The organism is [Scytonema hofmanni] UTEX 2349 (genome assembly GCF_000582685.1).
GTDB classification, from domain to species: Bacteria; Cyanobacteriota; Cyanobacteriia; order Cyanobacteriales; family Nostocaceae; genus Hassallia; species Hassallia hofmanni.
Genome location: NZ_KK073768.1, coordinates 2,623,633 through 2,637,245, shown reverse-complemented (window position 1 = coordinate 2,637,245; position 13,613 = coordinate 2,623,633). Strand labels below are relative to the sequence as shown.

Annotated in this window: 15 protein-coding genes and 1 pseudogene; 9 read left to right on the top strand and 7 right to left on the bottom strand. The window is 41.5% G+C overall.

From position 1 onward, the window contains the following. Nucleotides 1-84 precede the first annotated feature (84 nt). On the bottom strand, nucleotides 85-1,854 hold the full coding sequence (gene pyk / locus TOL9009_RS0116730; protein WP_029633808.1) for a pyruvate kinase: 1,770 nt from the start codon (nucleotides 1,852-1,854) through the stop codon (nucleotides 85-87). Between the two features lie 344 nt (nucleotides 1,855-2,198). On the opposite strand from pyk, the gene crtR reads away from it, so the two are divergent. Next, nucleotides 2,199-3,092, top strand: coding sequence for a beta-carotene hydroxylase (crtR, locus tag TOL9009_RS0116720; protein WP_029633807.1), 894 nt, complete (start codon nucleotides 2,199-2,201; stop codon nucleotides 3,090-3,092). 109 nt (nucleotides 3,093-3,201) lie between these two features. Here crtR and aroH read toward each other — a convergent pair whose 3' ends face one another. From aroH to TOL9009_RS0116705, 3 genes are all read right to left on the bottom strand, one after another. After that, nucleotides 3,202-3,591, bottom strand: a complete 390-nt coding sequence (gene aroH, locus TOL9009_RS0116715) for a chorismate mutase (protein ID WP_242055251.1) — start codon at nucleotides 3,589-3,591, stop codon at nucleotides 3,202-3,204. 71 nt (nucleotides 3,592-3,662) lie between these two features. Then, nucleotides 3,663-4,484, bottom strand: coding sequence for a signal peptide peptidase SppA (gene sppA / locus TOL9009_RS0116710; RefSeq protein WP_029633805.1), 822 nt, complete (start codon nucleotides 4,482-4,484; stop codon nucleotides 3,663-3,665). Between the two features lie 380 nt (nucleotides 4,485-4,864). After that, the gene (locus tag TOL9009_RS0116705; protein WP_029633804.1) at nucleotides 4,865-5,161 is read right to left on the bottom strand and encodes a hypothetical protein; all 297 of its coding nucleotides are present in this window, start codon (nucleotides 5,159-5,161) and stop codon (nucleotides 4,865-4,867) included. A 433-nt stretch (nucleotides 5,162-5,594) separates the two neighbouring features. Between TOL9009_RS0116705 and TOL9009_RS0116700 the strand changes: the two genes are divergently transcribed. The 6 genes and pseudogenes from TOL9009_RS0116700 (at nucleotide 5,595) to tnpA (ending at nucleotide 10,574) form a co-directional block, all read left to right on the top strand. Continuing rightward, nucleotides 5,595-6,383 carry an MlaE family lipid ABC transporter permease subunit gene (locus TOL9009_RS0116700; RefSeq protein ID WP_029633803.1) on the top strand — a complete coding sequence of 263 codons (789 nt, stop codon included), beginning with the start codon at nucleotides 5,595-5,597 and terminating at the stop codon, nucleotides 6,381-6,383. Between the two features lie 139 nt (nucleotides 6,384-6,522). Continuing rightward, nucleotides 6,523-6,909 carry a DUF3119 family protein gene (locus TOL9009_RS0116695; protein WP_029633802.1) on the top strand — a complete coding sequence of 129 codons (387 nt, stop codon included), beginning with the start codon at nucleotides 6,523-6,525 and terminating at the stop codon, nucleotides 6,907-6,909. A gap of 230 nt (nucleotides 6,910-7,139) precedes the next feature. After that, on the top strand, nucleotides 7,140-8,375 hold the full coding sequence (locus TOL9009_RS0116690; protein ID WP_029633801.1) for a DUF3086 domain-containing protein: 1,236 nt from the start codon (nucleotides 7,140-7,142) through the stop codon (nucleotides 8,373-8,375). 121 nt (nucleotides 8,376-8,496) lie between these two features. Continuing rightward, entirely contained in the window at nucleotides 8,497-9,195 is a 699-nt protein-coding gene (gene plsY / locus TOL9009_RS0116685; RefSeq protein WP_029633800.1) for a glycerol-3-phosphate 1-O-acyltransferase PlsY, read from the top strand. 27 nt (nucleotides 9,196-9,222) lie between these two features. Beyond that, a pseudogene (locus tag TOL9009_RS39470) lies at nucleotides 9,223-9,786 on the top strand (Uma2 family endonuclease). Nucleotides 9,787-10,139: 353 nt separating this feature from the next. Then, nucleotides 10,140-10,574, top strand: a complete 435-nt coding sequence (tnpA, locus tag TOL9009_RS0116675; RefSeq protein ID WP_029633799.1) for an IS200/IS605 family transposase — start codon at nucleotides 10,140-10,142, stop codon at nucleotides 10,572-10,574. 100 nt (nucleotides 10,575-10,674) lie between these two features. Here tnpA and TOL9009_RS0116670 read toward each other — a convergent pair whose 3' ends face one another. The 3 genes from TOL9009_RS0116670 to TOL9009_RS0116660 all read right to left on the bottom strand — a co-directional run bounded on the left by TOL9009_RS0116670 (nucleotide 10,675) and on the right by TOL9009_RS0116660 (nucleotide 12,842). After that, the gene (locus TOL9009_RS0116670) at nucleotides 10,675-10,911 is read right to left on the bottom strand and encodes a hypothetical protein (RefSeq protein WP_029633798.1); all 237 of its coding nucleotides are present in this window, start codon (nucleotides 10,909-10,911) and stop codon (nucleotides 10,675-10,677) included. A 32-nt stretch (nucleotides 10,912-10,943) separates the two neighbouring features. Continuing rightward, nucleotides 10,944-11,912 carry a GUN4 domain-containing protein gene (locus TOL9009_RS47390; RefSeq protein ID WP_186227580.1) on the bottom strand — a complete coding sequence of 323 codons (969 nt, stop codon included), beginning with the start codon at nucleotides 11,910-11,912 and terminating at the stop codon, nucleotides 10,944-10,946. Nucleotides 11,913-12,209: 297 nt separating this feature from the next. Further along, the gene (locus TOL9009_RS0116660; RefSeq protein WP_029633797.1) at nucleotides 12,210-12,842 is read right to left on the bottom strand and encodes a hypothetical protein; all 633 of its coding nucleotides are present in this window, start codon (nucleotides 12,840-12,842) and stop codon (nucleotides 12,210-12,212) included. A gap of 42 nt (nucleotides 12,843-12,884) precedes the next feature. On the opposite strand from TOL9009_RS0116660, the gene TOL9009_RS0116655 reads away from it, so the two are divergent. Next, nucleotides 12,885-13,289 carry a DUF1308 domain-containing protein gene (locus TOL9009_RS0116655; protein ID WP_029633796.1) on the top strand — a complete coding sequence of 135 codons (405 nt, stop codon included), beginning with the start codon at nucleotides 12,885-12,887 and terminating at the stop codon, nucleotides 13,287-13,289. A 2-nt stretch (nucleotides 13,290-13,291) separates the two neighbouring features. Further along, on the top strand, nucleotides 13,292-13,585 hold the full coding sequence (locus tag TOL9009_RS0116650) for a DUF3349 domain-containing protein (RefSeq protein WP_029633795.1): 294 nt from the start codon (nucleotides 13,292-13,294) through the stop codon (nucleotides 13,583-13,585). Nucleotides 13,586-13,613: the final 28 nt, after the last annotated feature.

Below are 13,613 nucleotides of genomic sequence, written 5' to 3'. Positions count from 1 at the left end.
TTCTGTTTCCGCAAAAGTTTCTAGGAATTATACACCACTTTACTTTTTAAGTAAGGTGGTGTTTCTGCATTAGTGGGATAGGTTCTAAGGCGTTCTCACTGCCCCAGAGTAAATTAAACCCCGTTGCATATCCATTGTCAAAATCGCCCCATCGCGAATTACTTGCGTAGCTTTCTTCACACCAACAATCACCGGCACACCCAGACGCAAGCCAATCACCGCAGCGTGACTTGTTAGACCCTCGTCTTCAGTAATAATACCTGCGGCTTTTCTAATTGCTTCAACAAAATCGGCACTTGTGCGTGGGGCAACCAAAATATCTCCGTGATTAAAGTTACTTACATCCAAACCACTATTACCGACTCGTGCGCGACCGCTGACGGAACCTTGTCCGAGTCCAATTCCTTGACCTAGTATTGCCGTTACGACTTCAACTTTAATCAAATCGGTCGATCCAGAAACTCCTTGGAGAGTGCCGGCGGTCATTACCACCAAATCCCCTTCAAACAAAAGCTGATTTTCTTGAGCAACATTGATCGCAGCTTGAAAAGTCTGACCGGCGGAAGGTAATTCTAGTACCAACAGCGGTTTTACTCCCCACACCATCTGTAATTGCCGTGCCACATTGACGTGAGGAGTTACAGCCAAAATCGGTGTTTGCGGACGGAATTTGGAGACATTGCGAGCTGTTGCGCCGGTTTGCGTTAAAGTCATAATTGCTGCCGCTCCGAGTTGCTCGGCAATTTGCCCCACCGCTTGACTGATGGCGTTAGGAATCGATCGCCTGGTATCTTTAGAGAGACGATTACTTGATTCTCGCGCTTCTTCCTGCTCAATCCGCTCGGCAATTCGTGCCATAGTTGCTACAGCTTCCACAGCGTATTCACCCACCGCAGTTTCATTAGAAAGCATCACCGCATCCGTGCCATCTAAAATCGCGTTTGCTACATCCGACACCTCGGCGCGAGTTGGGCGGGGATTGTTCACCATACTGTCTAACATCTGGGTAGCGGTGATGATGGGAATTCCCATGCGATTTGCCGTCGCAATCAGGCGCTTTTGCAGGATAGGGACATCTTCTGCGGGTAATTCTACGCCCAAGTCCCCTCTAGCCACCATCACACCATCACACAAAGCCAGAACTGCTTCCATTTGTTCTATAGCTTCGTGCTTTTCAATTTTGGCAATTACTGGCACTTGCTTACCCATGCTAGAAATTAGCTCTTTAATTTCTATCATGTCCTGGGGATTGCGGACAAAGGAAAGTGCTACCCAGTCTACACCTTGGTCTAGACCGAACATCAGATCCTCGCGGTCTTTGTCAGTCATCGCTTTAATTGAAAGGTAAACTCCGGGAAAGTTTACACCCTTGCTGTTAGAAAGTTTACCAGCCACGGTGATGCGACAATGCAAATCGCCTTTTTCGCGGTTAATTTCCTCCACGACCATTTCCACTCGTCCATCGTCAAGAAGGATTTTTGCGCCAAGGGGGACTTCCTCTGCTAAATAATCGTAGGTGACGCAGCTTATATCTTGCGTGCCAATCACCGGACGATTTGTCAAAGTAAAGCGATCGCCTTTTGCCACAACTATAGATCCATTCTCAAACTTACCCAAACGAATTTTTGGTCCTTGCAAGTCTTGAAGAATACCCACAGGCTGATTTAGTTCAAAGGCAATTTGCCGAATTAAGCGAATACTGCGTTGATGATCGGCATGAGTACCGTGGGAAAAGTTTAGCCGCAGCGTCGTTGCACCAGCTTCAATAATAGCTTTGAGCATTTCTGGACTGCTGGTAGCAGGACCAATCGTAGCGACAATTTTTGTCCGGCGTAGAGAATCTCTTAGTTGCATATAAGCTGAATCTAGCGATCTATCCTGGGAGTCATACTAAGTTAACTTGATCTATATTTCAGTCGCTGCTATATCCAAGCAGTTTGGGAAGATGATAATGGGCATTGGGCAATGGGCAATGGGCAATGGGCATTGGGCAAAATTCCTCTCCCCCATCTCCCTCATCTCCCTCATCTCCCTCATCTCCCCATCTCCTCATCTTCCCCTAAAGGGTTTGTGAGAGAATCATATCCTTATTCAGTTACAGATATCGTAAAATGGGGATAAATCTTGCTACACAAAACTTTATCATTAATGAGTTTGTATCGTAGTAACTACAAAATTTGATTAACAAGGAGTTAAAAATGGTAACGTCGGAGGCACAGAAGCCACTGACAGTCCCACCGAAGGAATTTTTAGCACCTCCGGGTGATTTTAATCCCACGCTGCTAATGTTGCTAACGGCAGTGACAATGTTTGTTTTGTCTAACTTCGGTTACTGGTTGTGGCAATGGCAGCACTGGCTGTGCTTTAGTGTCAATACGATCGCTTTGCATATAGCCGGCACTGTAATTCACGATGCTTGTCATCAATCTGCCCATCGTAACCGGGTAATTAATGCCATTTTGGGACATGTCAGTGCCTTGATGCTCGTTTTTGCCTTTCCTGTGTTTACGCGGGTACATTTGCAGCATCATGCTCATGTGAACGATCCAGAAAACGACCCAGACCATTATGTTTCTACAGGGGGACCGCTGTGGTTGCTACCAGTCCGCTTTTTATACCATGAGGTATTTTTCTTTCAGCGGCAACTGTGGCGCAAAAATGAGCTTTTGGAATGGTTTCTCAGTCGGTTGTTTGTGGTAATAATTTTCTATATCTCAGTTCAATACCACTTTTTGGGTTACGTTCTCAACTTTTGGTTTATACCTTCAGCGGTAGTTGGGTTAGCACTGGGATTATTTTTTGATTATCTACCACATCGCCCTCATCAAGAGCGCGATCGCTGGAAAAATGCCAGAGTTTACCCCAACCGAATTCTCAATCTTTTAATTATGGGACAGAATTACCACCTAATTCATCATTTGTGGCCCTCTATTCCCTGGTATAATTACCAGCCAACATATTATATGATGAAACCCCTTTTGGATGAAAAAGGTTGTTATCAAACTTCCGGACTTTTACAAAAGAAAGACTTTTTCGAGTTCGTCTATGACATCTTTTTAGGTATTCACTTTCATCACAAAAAAGTAGAATAACAGCGTAGAGGCGTTCCGGCGGAACGTCTCTACTAAGATTTTAAGGACTGAAGTTTTGACTATGTTTAGGAGCGTTTGCTTAATAAAAGTTTATAATTAACTAGAGAAGTTAGGTCAAACTCCAGTCTGGACGCAAGTTAGCAGCGTGACGCAAATAGATATGGTGAATTGGCTCGGAGGGTGGCAGGTAAGCGTGAACTAAAAAACGGACGCAACGTTGCAAGCTACCCTCAACGTGCATTTGCTGCACATCTAACATTGCTACATTATCCCAACAAGGACGAGATCGTGCGATCGCCGCCGGAAAAATAACATCCAAATCCTGTGTCACTGAGAAAGTAACACTAATCATGTCTGTTGGATGTAGGTGATTCCGTTTTTCCAGTTCATCTAACAGTTCTATAACCGCTTCACGCATTGCCTCAACGGTATTTTCGGCAACAGTTGTTGCTCCGCGAATTGCCCGCATTCGCCACTCCACGCCAATTTCCTCCTTCATTAATCATTAATCATTAATCAAGAGTCATTAGTCAAGAGTCATTTGACCTTTGACAATTGACCTTTGACCATTTATGGTCGATACAACCACAAAGGCTGACCGCTGGTGGACATTTCAAATTCCATCCAATCAATCCTAGCCTTTAGTACTGACGAAACCTGAGCGCTTCCTGGTAGCAAGCGACTCAATAAGGGTTTAGGTTCTTCTAAGGTGTAAGTGAGTGTTTTTTCAGGGTCAAGACCAACTAGTTCTGCTGTCCAACGTCGCGCATCTTCTTCTGTTCCCAGTCGGTCAACAACACCCAACTCTAAAGCTTGCTGTCCGGTAAAAATTCGACCATCGGCGAAACTTCTTACAGTTTCTTCGGCTAAATTCCGTCCTTCGGCTACTGTTTGCACAAACTGTTGGTAACTTGTGTCAATTAACTCTTGCAGGATGTTTTCTTCTGGTTCAGTCAGTTCCCGGTCGAATGACAAAATATCTTTGTAGGGACCGGACTTGATGACCTTAAAGGAAACACCGATTTTTTCTAGCAAGCGTTCCAAGTTATTGCCGCGCAAAATTACACCGATACTACCCGTAATTGTACCAGGGTTAGCAACGATGTGTTCGGCTCCCACACCGATATAGACACCGCCAGAAGCGGAAATATTACCAAAACTAGCGACAATTTTGATTTTTTCACGCAAACGCTTTAGGGCGCTGTAGATTTCTTGGGAATCTCCTACTGTACCACCAGGACTGTCAATGCGTAGCAGCAATGCGGGAAACTTGCGTTCCTCTACAGTTTTTAGGGCTTCTAAAACACGTTTACGAGTAGCACTGGCGATCGCTCCGGTAATTTCAATCCGAGCAATTTGTTTACGAAACTTGGGCTTAAAGGGCCATACCATGAGCAGTCAAAAACCTCGTTATAAACTTAATATAAAATGCCCAGCGCTCATCTGACCCGATGAATTTATATAAATAACAACGAGCAAGCCGCAGTGCTATCGGCATTTTAATTGAATTTTTGTGATTCTGTGCGTATCTTTACCAAACGAGGGGGAAAGGGTAAAGGGGAAGGGGGAAGGGGGAAAGTCTTACCCATCAAGCTTAGGCAGCCTTGATGACAGCATTTTGGGTAGAGGCGTTACTTTTAAATTAATTTTTAAATAATAATTAAATTTTACCAATCCCTTTCCAGATAAGGACTAGCAGCTTTTTCAAGTTTTGTTTTATATATTTTTTAGAAGTTATACAATTTACCAACAAATAATGATGTTTGTCGCACTTAAGAATCGCTTCGCAAAATTTGATACCTATAGTAAACGTAAGTATCAAATAGCGCACCAACGAAACTACAAGTTAAACAAATTACAAATATTCCGCGTAAGGGAGTGCCACTGCCAAAGGTTGCAAGAAAACGGATAATGGCGAGTGCGATCGCATGACTCACATCTTGTACACCTGGAAAGTTACCAATGAGGGATAGAGAAAACAAACAAATGCCCACCAGAAACAAAGGAGCGACAAAACTAAAAATAATCGTCAGCAGCAGGGAGCGGAGAAAGTTAGTAAAAATAGTCATCTTCGGACAGGCTCCGTAAGTGAATCGGTAAAAGCTATATACCTGCATGTCACTTTCTACAATAAGTGCGATCGCCCTCCCACAGACAATATGTCAAAAATCTTAAGTTTTCATTAAAATAATTATCTACTAGTTTTACTAGATGGTAAGAGCATCGATAATACCTAAGTTTCCTAGAACCCTCGAAAAATAAAGCTTTCCATCAAAAATTGCCGCATTTAATTGCCTCACAAGCAACCTCAGACGCGCTTAATATTCTGAGAGGAGCTTTAAGCTAAGTTAATATTCCGCCCAAGTGGGGGAGATGATCCTTTATGACAACACCAACCACTAACCACCAACCACCAACCACTAACCACTATCCACCAACCACTAACTACAAATAACTGACTTTCGCTATTCTTAAGGCAGTTACTGAGTTAACTTGTAAACTTTGAGCAAGACTACATCCAAATTCAGCTTAGGAGTATGGAGTCAGCGATTGCTGGCGGCAATTCTTTTAGGTGGACAAGTATTAGTTCACCTAATTAGGGGCAAAATCCATCGGCGCAACACCTTAGAGCAAATGGCAGCGGTTGGACCCGATTCGCTCTTCATTGCTTTATTGACGGCTGTTTTTGTAGGTGCGGTGTTTACCATCCAGGTAGCGCGGGAGTTTATCAATTTTGGGGCAGGAAACGTCGTCGGCGGAGTGTTGGCGATCGCCTTAACAAGAGAACTCTCACCAGTGCTGACAGCGGTGATTTTGGCAGGACGAGTCGGTTCGGCATTTGCAGCGGAAATCGGCACTATGCGCGTCACAGAACAAATTGATGCCTTGCTAATGTTAAAAACCGATCCAATTGATTATCTAGTTATTCCCCGCGTAATTGCTTGCGGCTTCATGCTGCCAATTTTAACTATTTTGTCTTTAGTCACAGGTATGTTGGGAGGATTGATAATTGTCACGAATATATACAACCTCTCGGAAACGGCATTTTTAGACTCCGCTCGTAACTTTCTCGGCATTTGGGATATTTGTAGCGCTTTGATTAAAGCAGCTTGCTTTGGAGTTTTAATTGCCGTTATTGGTTGCAGTTGGGGGATGACGACAACCGGAGGAGCCAAAGGAGTGGGACAATCAACTACAACTGCGGTTGTTACCGCTTTGTTGATGATATTTGTGCTCAACTTCTTTCTTTCTTGGTTAATGTTTCAAGGAACCGGCAAGGGATTAGGTTGACACTCCCCCGTTTAGAAAACGGGGGCTTTACGCATCACGACTCGTAAAGGTTCTACGGGAGCATTAAGTAGTACGCGATTGTGTCTCCCCGCCCTAGAATATGAATAATATCTAGTAAATTAAAGCAGGATTTGAGACTGTGACCAGAACCTATGCTCAATACGCAGCATCATCCGTAGAACTTAAGCCTAGTTACAATATACCTGTAGTGTTGGTTATTGCTGCCATTCCTCTGATTTTTGTACAACCGATAGCCGCAGGTGCGATCGCCCTTTTTGGCTTGTTTCTCATGTTTCAAGCAGTAACTCTGCGTTTGCAATTTACCACCACAGACTTAGATGTTTATAGAGGTGAAAAATTAATTCGCCGCTTTCCTTACCAAGAATGGCAAAATTGGCGTATCTTCTGGAATGGGGTTCCTATATTGTTTTACTTTAAAGAAGTCAAAAGTATTCACTTTTTGCCGATTATATTTGACCCCAACACCCTAAAAACTTGTCTAGAAGAACGTTGTCCACGTATTTAGTTCTGATGTAAAGTCAAAAGTCAACAGTCAAAAGTCAAAAGTGCATTAACCATTGACTCTTAAATCATGACTGCGATCGCAAGTGATATCATGTCTGGTAAATTACTTACAATGTAAAGACGTTCCGCCGGAACGTCTCTACCAAGGTTGCGATGTTTTTATTACTGTTAATTAAACCGACATGATATGAATTGTAATATCACTCCTATCTATATATTGCACTATTGTTTATGAACCCTGAGGAATCTCAAACTCCAGAACCTATTAATGAGTCATTAATGGAAAAACAAGAACAAAATCCTGTAGTTGAACATCCAGAAAACTCACCTGTTGAGTTAGAGGGTGAAACACAAACACAAGAAAACTCAAATTTAGATTTGCCTACAAATCCGCAAGCGCAAAATCTGACTGTTGAACCAACAGAAAATTCATCCGCAGCAACCGCATTAGAGTCAGAAATAGAAGCCTCAAAAGATAATTCACTTGTAGAGTCAACAGCGCAACGAGTAGCAGAATTGCAGCGTACTGAACTAGCGCTCAAAGAAGAAATAGCTAACTTGCAAATTTCTTATAAAACTCTTCAAGCGCAAGTGAGTGATACCCAAATAACTATGGGAAAAGTAGTGCAAGAAGCCTTGACGCAATTAGAACAACGCAAACAAGCGCTACAAATTTCTGTAGAACAATTGGAAAGGCGTCAAGAACGCATTCGCAACGAAATGCGAACCACTTTTGCCGGTGCTTCTCAAGATTTGGCAATCCGGGTACAGGGTTTTAAAGATTATCTGACTGGTAGTTTACAAGATTTGGCATCAGCAGCAGAGCAGTTGCAATTAATGCCGACTGTTAGAGAACGAGAAAAAGTAAGTGTAAAAGAGGCTAAATCAGTAGATATTGAGCCAGGAACGCCTCAATTTGCCCAACAACAGTTTCAAGATACCACAAAGCAAATTCGCCGCTTAATTGACCAATACCGCACCAAACCAGATTATTATGGACCGGCTTGGCAACTGCGCCGTACTTTTGAGCCGGTACATGCCGAACGAGTTTCTAACTGGTTTTTCAGCCAAGGGGGACGCGGTGCTTTGCGAACGATGAATAGCCGATTGCAAAATATTCTGATTTCCTCAGCGGTGATTTCGATATTACACAAATTGTATGGCGATCGCCTCCGAACTTTGGTATTAGCAAATACACCAGAACGCTTAGGTGACTGGCGGCGCGGCTTGCAAGACTGTCTAGGAATCGGTCGCCCAGATTTCGGACCAGACAAAGGCATGGTATTATTTGAAACAGCGGAAGCGCTGGCGCAAAAAGCCGATCGCTTGACAAAAGCAAATCAACTACCCTTAATCATAATTGACGATTCTGAAGAGCAAATTAGTTTAGGCTTGTTACAATTTCCTCTTTGGTTAGCGTTTGCTCCTGACCCGAAAATGATGCGAAATTCTGATGATGACTATTAACAGTAGAGACGTTCCGTTGGAACGTCTCTAGGGAAATTAGTGGATAATAGTAATTTTTGACAACTACCAACTAACAAATAACAACTAACAACTAAAAACTAACAACTAACAAATATTGTTTATGGCTATTTGGTTGACTTTGTGCGGAGCGATTGTGATTGTAGCTTATCTGCTGGGTTCGTTTCCCACTGGTTACATCGCAGTCAAGCAGTTGAAAGGTATTGATATTCGCTCAGTTGGTTCTGGTTCAACTGGGGCAACTAATGTGTTAAGAACTTTAGGTAAAGTGCCAGGAGCGATTGTTTTACTGATTGATGCTTTCAAGGGAGTATTAGCGATCGCTCTGGCTTACTCATTATTTAATTATGCGCCTTTACAAAACTTTATCCCCCCAACGGTAGATGCGAATTTATGGCAACCGTGGATAGTAATTTTAGTTGGATTAGCAGGGATATTAGGACACAGTAAATCAATTTTTTTAGGGTTTACTGGTGGGAAGTCAGTTGCGATCAGTTTGGGTATTTTATTAGCGATGAATTGGCAGATTGGTTTGGCTACAGCGGGAGTATTTGCGGTTGTAATTGCGATATCGCGGATTGTGTCTTTGAGTTCGATTGTAGGTGCTGTAGCTGTTCCAATTTTCATGACACTTTTACATCAACCTTTGCCTTACATTTTGTTTAGTGTCGCGGGTGGATTGTATGTGATTTTGCGACACCGCGCTAATATTGAACGTTTGCTTGTTGGTACTGAACCAAAAATCGGGCAGAAGGTGCAAGTAGAAGCGGAAGAAAGTTTGAATTCGGCTGGGACAACTTAAATATTTTAACTTGAGAGGAATCATCTTATGGTTAAGGTAAGCATAGAAAAACAACTTACTTTAGAAGAATTTCTGGCGCTTCCTGAAGGTGATATAAACTATGAGTTTGTTGATGGTTATGCAGTAGCGAAGGTGTCACCAAAGTATTTTCATTCGACTTTGCAAGTAGCTTTAGGATTCCTTATTCGTGCTTGGTGCAAAGGTAAAGGTAGAGTAGTTTCAGAATGGGCTATTTTGTTAAAGCGTCGGGGTAAAGATTGGGCACCTTTACCCGATGTGACGTATATTTCTTATGAACGATTGCCCAAAAGTTGGAGACGTAATGAAGCTTGTCCAGCAATTCCGGAATTGGTAATTTAAATTATCTCTTCAGACCAAACAATGAAGGAATTTGAAGACAAAGCTAAGGATTATTTTGCGGCTGGAGTTTCACGAGTTTGGATTGTAGATCCGGATGCGATAAATATTAAAGTGTTTTTCTCGGCTGATTCAAGTCAAGTTTATACAGATACTATGCCGATTGTTGATGCGCTGCTTCCTGGTTTGGAGTTAACAGTTAGGCAAATATTTGAAGAGGCAGAGTTGATTTAATTTTTGGGTTGTTTCGCGTTGAGTCTACTTGGCTGGGAATGAATTCTGAGGCTAATATCTTAAAGTCGGCTTAAGAAGATTCTTGGATCAATTCCAAAACCGCCTCAGAATGAATTCTGAGGCTAATAGCTAAAGTCGGCTTAAGCCGACTAAAAGATTTTCGTCTTAGTACAATATTGCATAAATTCATGACGAAAATTTATCACAAAAACTCTGCGTCACTCTGCGTTTACCTCCGCGCTCCTCTGCGTTAAAAAACGCGCTCGTACTTATGTGATCGCTGTACTTAGTTTGATTTAGAAAAAATTGTGGGAATACTGAATGAAGGACATTTATAGCAAAAAAACACCTTCATGGCTTTGTGGCGACTTTACTATCATCTCATTTGGGCGACCAAAGAACGTCAGCCGTTAATTACTTGCGATCGCGAAACCCAACTTTATAGTTATATTATTGGCAAATCGGATGAACTGGGTAGCATTATCCATGCAATTGGTGGTGTAGAAAACCACATTCATTTAGTGGCTTCCATTCCTCCTAAACTTTCTATCTCTGATTTTGTCCAAAATATCAAAGGCAGTAGCGCTCATTATCTCAATCGTCTCTCTTCCTCACAAGATGGGTTTGGTTGGCAACGCGGATACGGTGTTTTTTCTTTAGGAAGTAAACAACTTGAGCAAGCTGTGGATTATGTTAAAAATCAGAAGGAACATCATTCAAATGGGACTACAATTTCATCTTTGGAACGGCACAATCATGAAGATGATAGTCCAAAACATACTAAATAAATGATGATATTTGAGCATAGTCAGCTTAAGCTGACTTCAGCTATGAGCCTCAGAATTCATTCTGAGGCGGACTTGTAGGTTTGAGCAATTCTCTCAATGGTCATTTCGCGTCTTCTTGTCTCAAAAGTTCTGTATATTCGTCTAATCCTTCTTCAGCTAGTTGCCTATCTTCTTCAGCAAATTCACTGTAGATAGCAGCTATCTGATTTTTGTCTATTTGCCAACTAGCATTTCGGTTGCGAAATTTAAGGAAAGCAATAAAATCACTAAGTTGTTTGAGTTGTTCTTCGTTTAGGTTTTCTATTTCTTGTCTAACCAACTCTTTTAGAGGCAGCATTTTAGGATATCCAAAGTCATTACTTCTTTCATTTATGATAAGCGATCGCACTCCTGTAACCTGCAATCTAGTAGATGCGATCGCCAAGCTTTGCGATAGTGTAAACGTCCAGTGGTATATTTTACCCAGAGCTTGTCAATAGTCTGGAGGTCAGTACAGGGAAAGTTATTCATGGCTTTTACATTCAGCCAGCCTTCTTGTTCTCTACCAGACGCCTTGAGCATGACAAGATGAGTTTCTTCATCCGCTTTTTTCCAATTCTCCGCTTTTAACAAATCCCGTAGATGTGTGTAGTCTACGTTTTTCTCAGAGGGGAGTTCTTCAGTTTCTTGTTTTGATGTTGTTGAGGTTGTGCAAGTAGATTCCTGTTGTTGTGGAAGTTTTTCTTCTTCTTCTGTTTGGGGTAATGGAGAAACTTGTAAACTTAACTGGTTTTTCCTCAAAAGTTGAGGAGTTAGATGTTCTGAAATACTTGCCATTTGAATAGCATTCCGACCAAATTTATAGGCAATTTCAACACTTTTTCCAGCTAACAAAGCATCGTAAAAACCTATAGCAAATTCAATCGCGGCTTTATCATCGATCGCCTGACTCATGCCAACCACGTAATCTATATGTTGAGCGATCGCTTTGGCTTGATGCTCAGAATAGCAAGCATTCAGCAATACACACTCCACCCGATCCGCGAACAATTCAAATAATCCAGCTAGCGCTTGTGGATCTACTAGTTTCTCTCTTCCTGTATCATCCTCAAAAATTAAACCCTCTTCTAAACCATGTCCAGAAAAATGGATAATATGTGGCTCATAATCCAAGATAGCTCGACGAATATCTCTATAGCGCACTCCTTCCGCAGACTCTATAATAAATCGTTCACGTTCTCTTGCTCGTCGTAACCCATCCTTAATTTCACGTATCTCCTCACCCAGACGCAGTGGTTTTGTACCCTTCGGATTTGCTGACAAAATCAAGATTTTTTTGACGATAATTCCACTGATCATGGGAGATATCTATTTTATATATAAAAATTAAGCCAGAAAATATTTCTTGTATTGTCTCAGTATATACTTATTCCGGAATTGTTATTTGCGGAGTATCATCAGTAGACATCGACCGAATTTAATTATGCGTTGCCCGAAACCCTTGTAGAGAACTAGCACTGCTACGTCTCTTCATTTTCACTCCTATGTCCAGTGACGATCCAGATTGTTTCTTTGTTCAGCATATACGTAAAAATTGCAAAATATTTCCGATGTAACTACATACTCCAAAGTCTGAATTTCGGGAAAAAAGCCATATTAAGCATTAATCACTAATTGACTGAGACGTTTAAGTATTCTGAAAACGTCATATAAATCATTTCCAGGGTTGCGAATTGCAAACAACTTTGATGTCGCATACTGTAGAATTTCGCCTTTAACTAATTTGATGAAAATGAAACTTCCACCTGTAGTAATCATACCAAAACAAGGTTTTTCAGGATGAGGATTTGCTAACATATAAGCGAGAATTTGCGCTAATCCTTCTTCAATCGAGTAAGATGCTCTTTTTGATTCAATCACCATCACCCAAAATTGGTCTTTTAAAATTAAAGTGTCAATTCTTCCTTTGATAATTACACCGTCATCTTCAGTGACAATATCAACAGATTCTTCTGATTTGACATAAAAAGGATTTAAGTAGAAGTCGGCGATAAACAAAATGGGGTCAAGTACCGCCATTCTGACGATATCTTCAAGCATTGGTGGGTAATTCAAAAGATTGATGAAACCTGCCTTTACTTTGTTTAAAAGCTGTTTATCTAAATCAGTTATTTCTGGGAGATTATCTTGCCACTCACGAAAGAATTGGTCATTTTCAACTAGCTGAATCCCAAATGTATCGATTAAGTACCGTAAGTTTATATCTTTTGCTTGGATTGTTTGCGTCATAGTATTAAGTTATTTGGGTGGGACGTTAAAATAAGAACGCGAATGGTTAACTTGGATACTGTAAGCGCTGTGGCTTTTATTGCTGAAGGCTCAGTTGTGCGCTATCTCTTGCGACAATACATAAAAGAGCAACAAATGGTCATGACTCAAACAGCTTTCAACGAGTTCACAGTTATTGTGCAACAAATTGGCGGAGTATTAGAACAGGCAAGAGCCATCAAATTTTTACAAAGAATCACTATTATTTACGATAATCCCTCAGTCAGAGCCTTAAGCCTTCAGCCGACGCGAAAGTTAGGAGTGAACGATATTATTATTTTAGGAACAGGCGATCGCTTGGGCATTATAACTATTACAGCCAATGCTAAAGCTGTCAGAGCAGCAAACGCTCAAGGTGTGGATTTTAATGTTTATATACATCCACCTTGTCCTTTAACAGGTAATTAATTATGCAAGTAAGTATTGCTCCTCATCTACAAAACACCTATCATTTGATTAAATGTGCCTTCCCCAATGGGATAGAATCACAAGTTTATTTGCCGCTTTTGGCACTACTTTATGATGAAATGTCCGATCGCAATTTAGCAGAAGTTGTGGCTTGTTACACTGGTAAAGATTATGGGGTTGTGTTGAATGATGTGTATCGGGTTAAGTCAACTGATATAGCGATCGCTGAAGCAATTACCAAGGTGAAACAGCGTCTCCTAGCTTGTGGTTACGAAGAATGGCTTGAGAAAGGGTGAGGAGGTATAGCGATCGCGTTTTATGTTG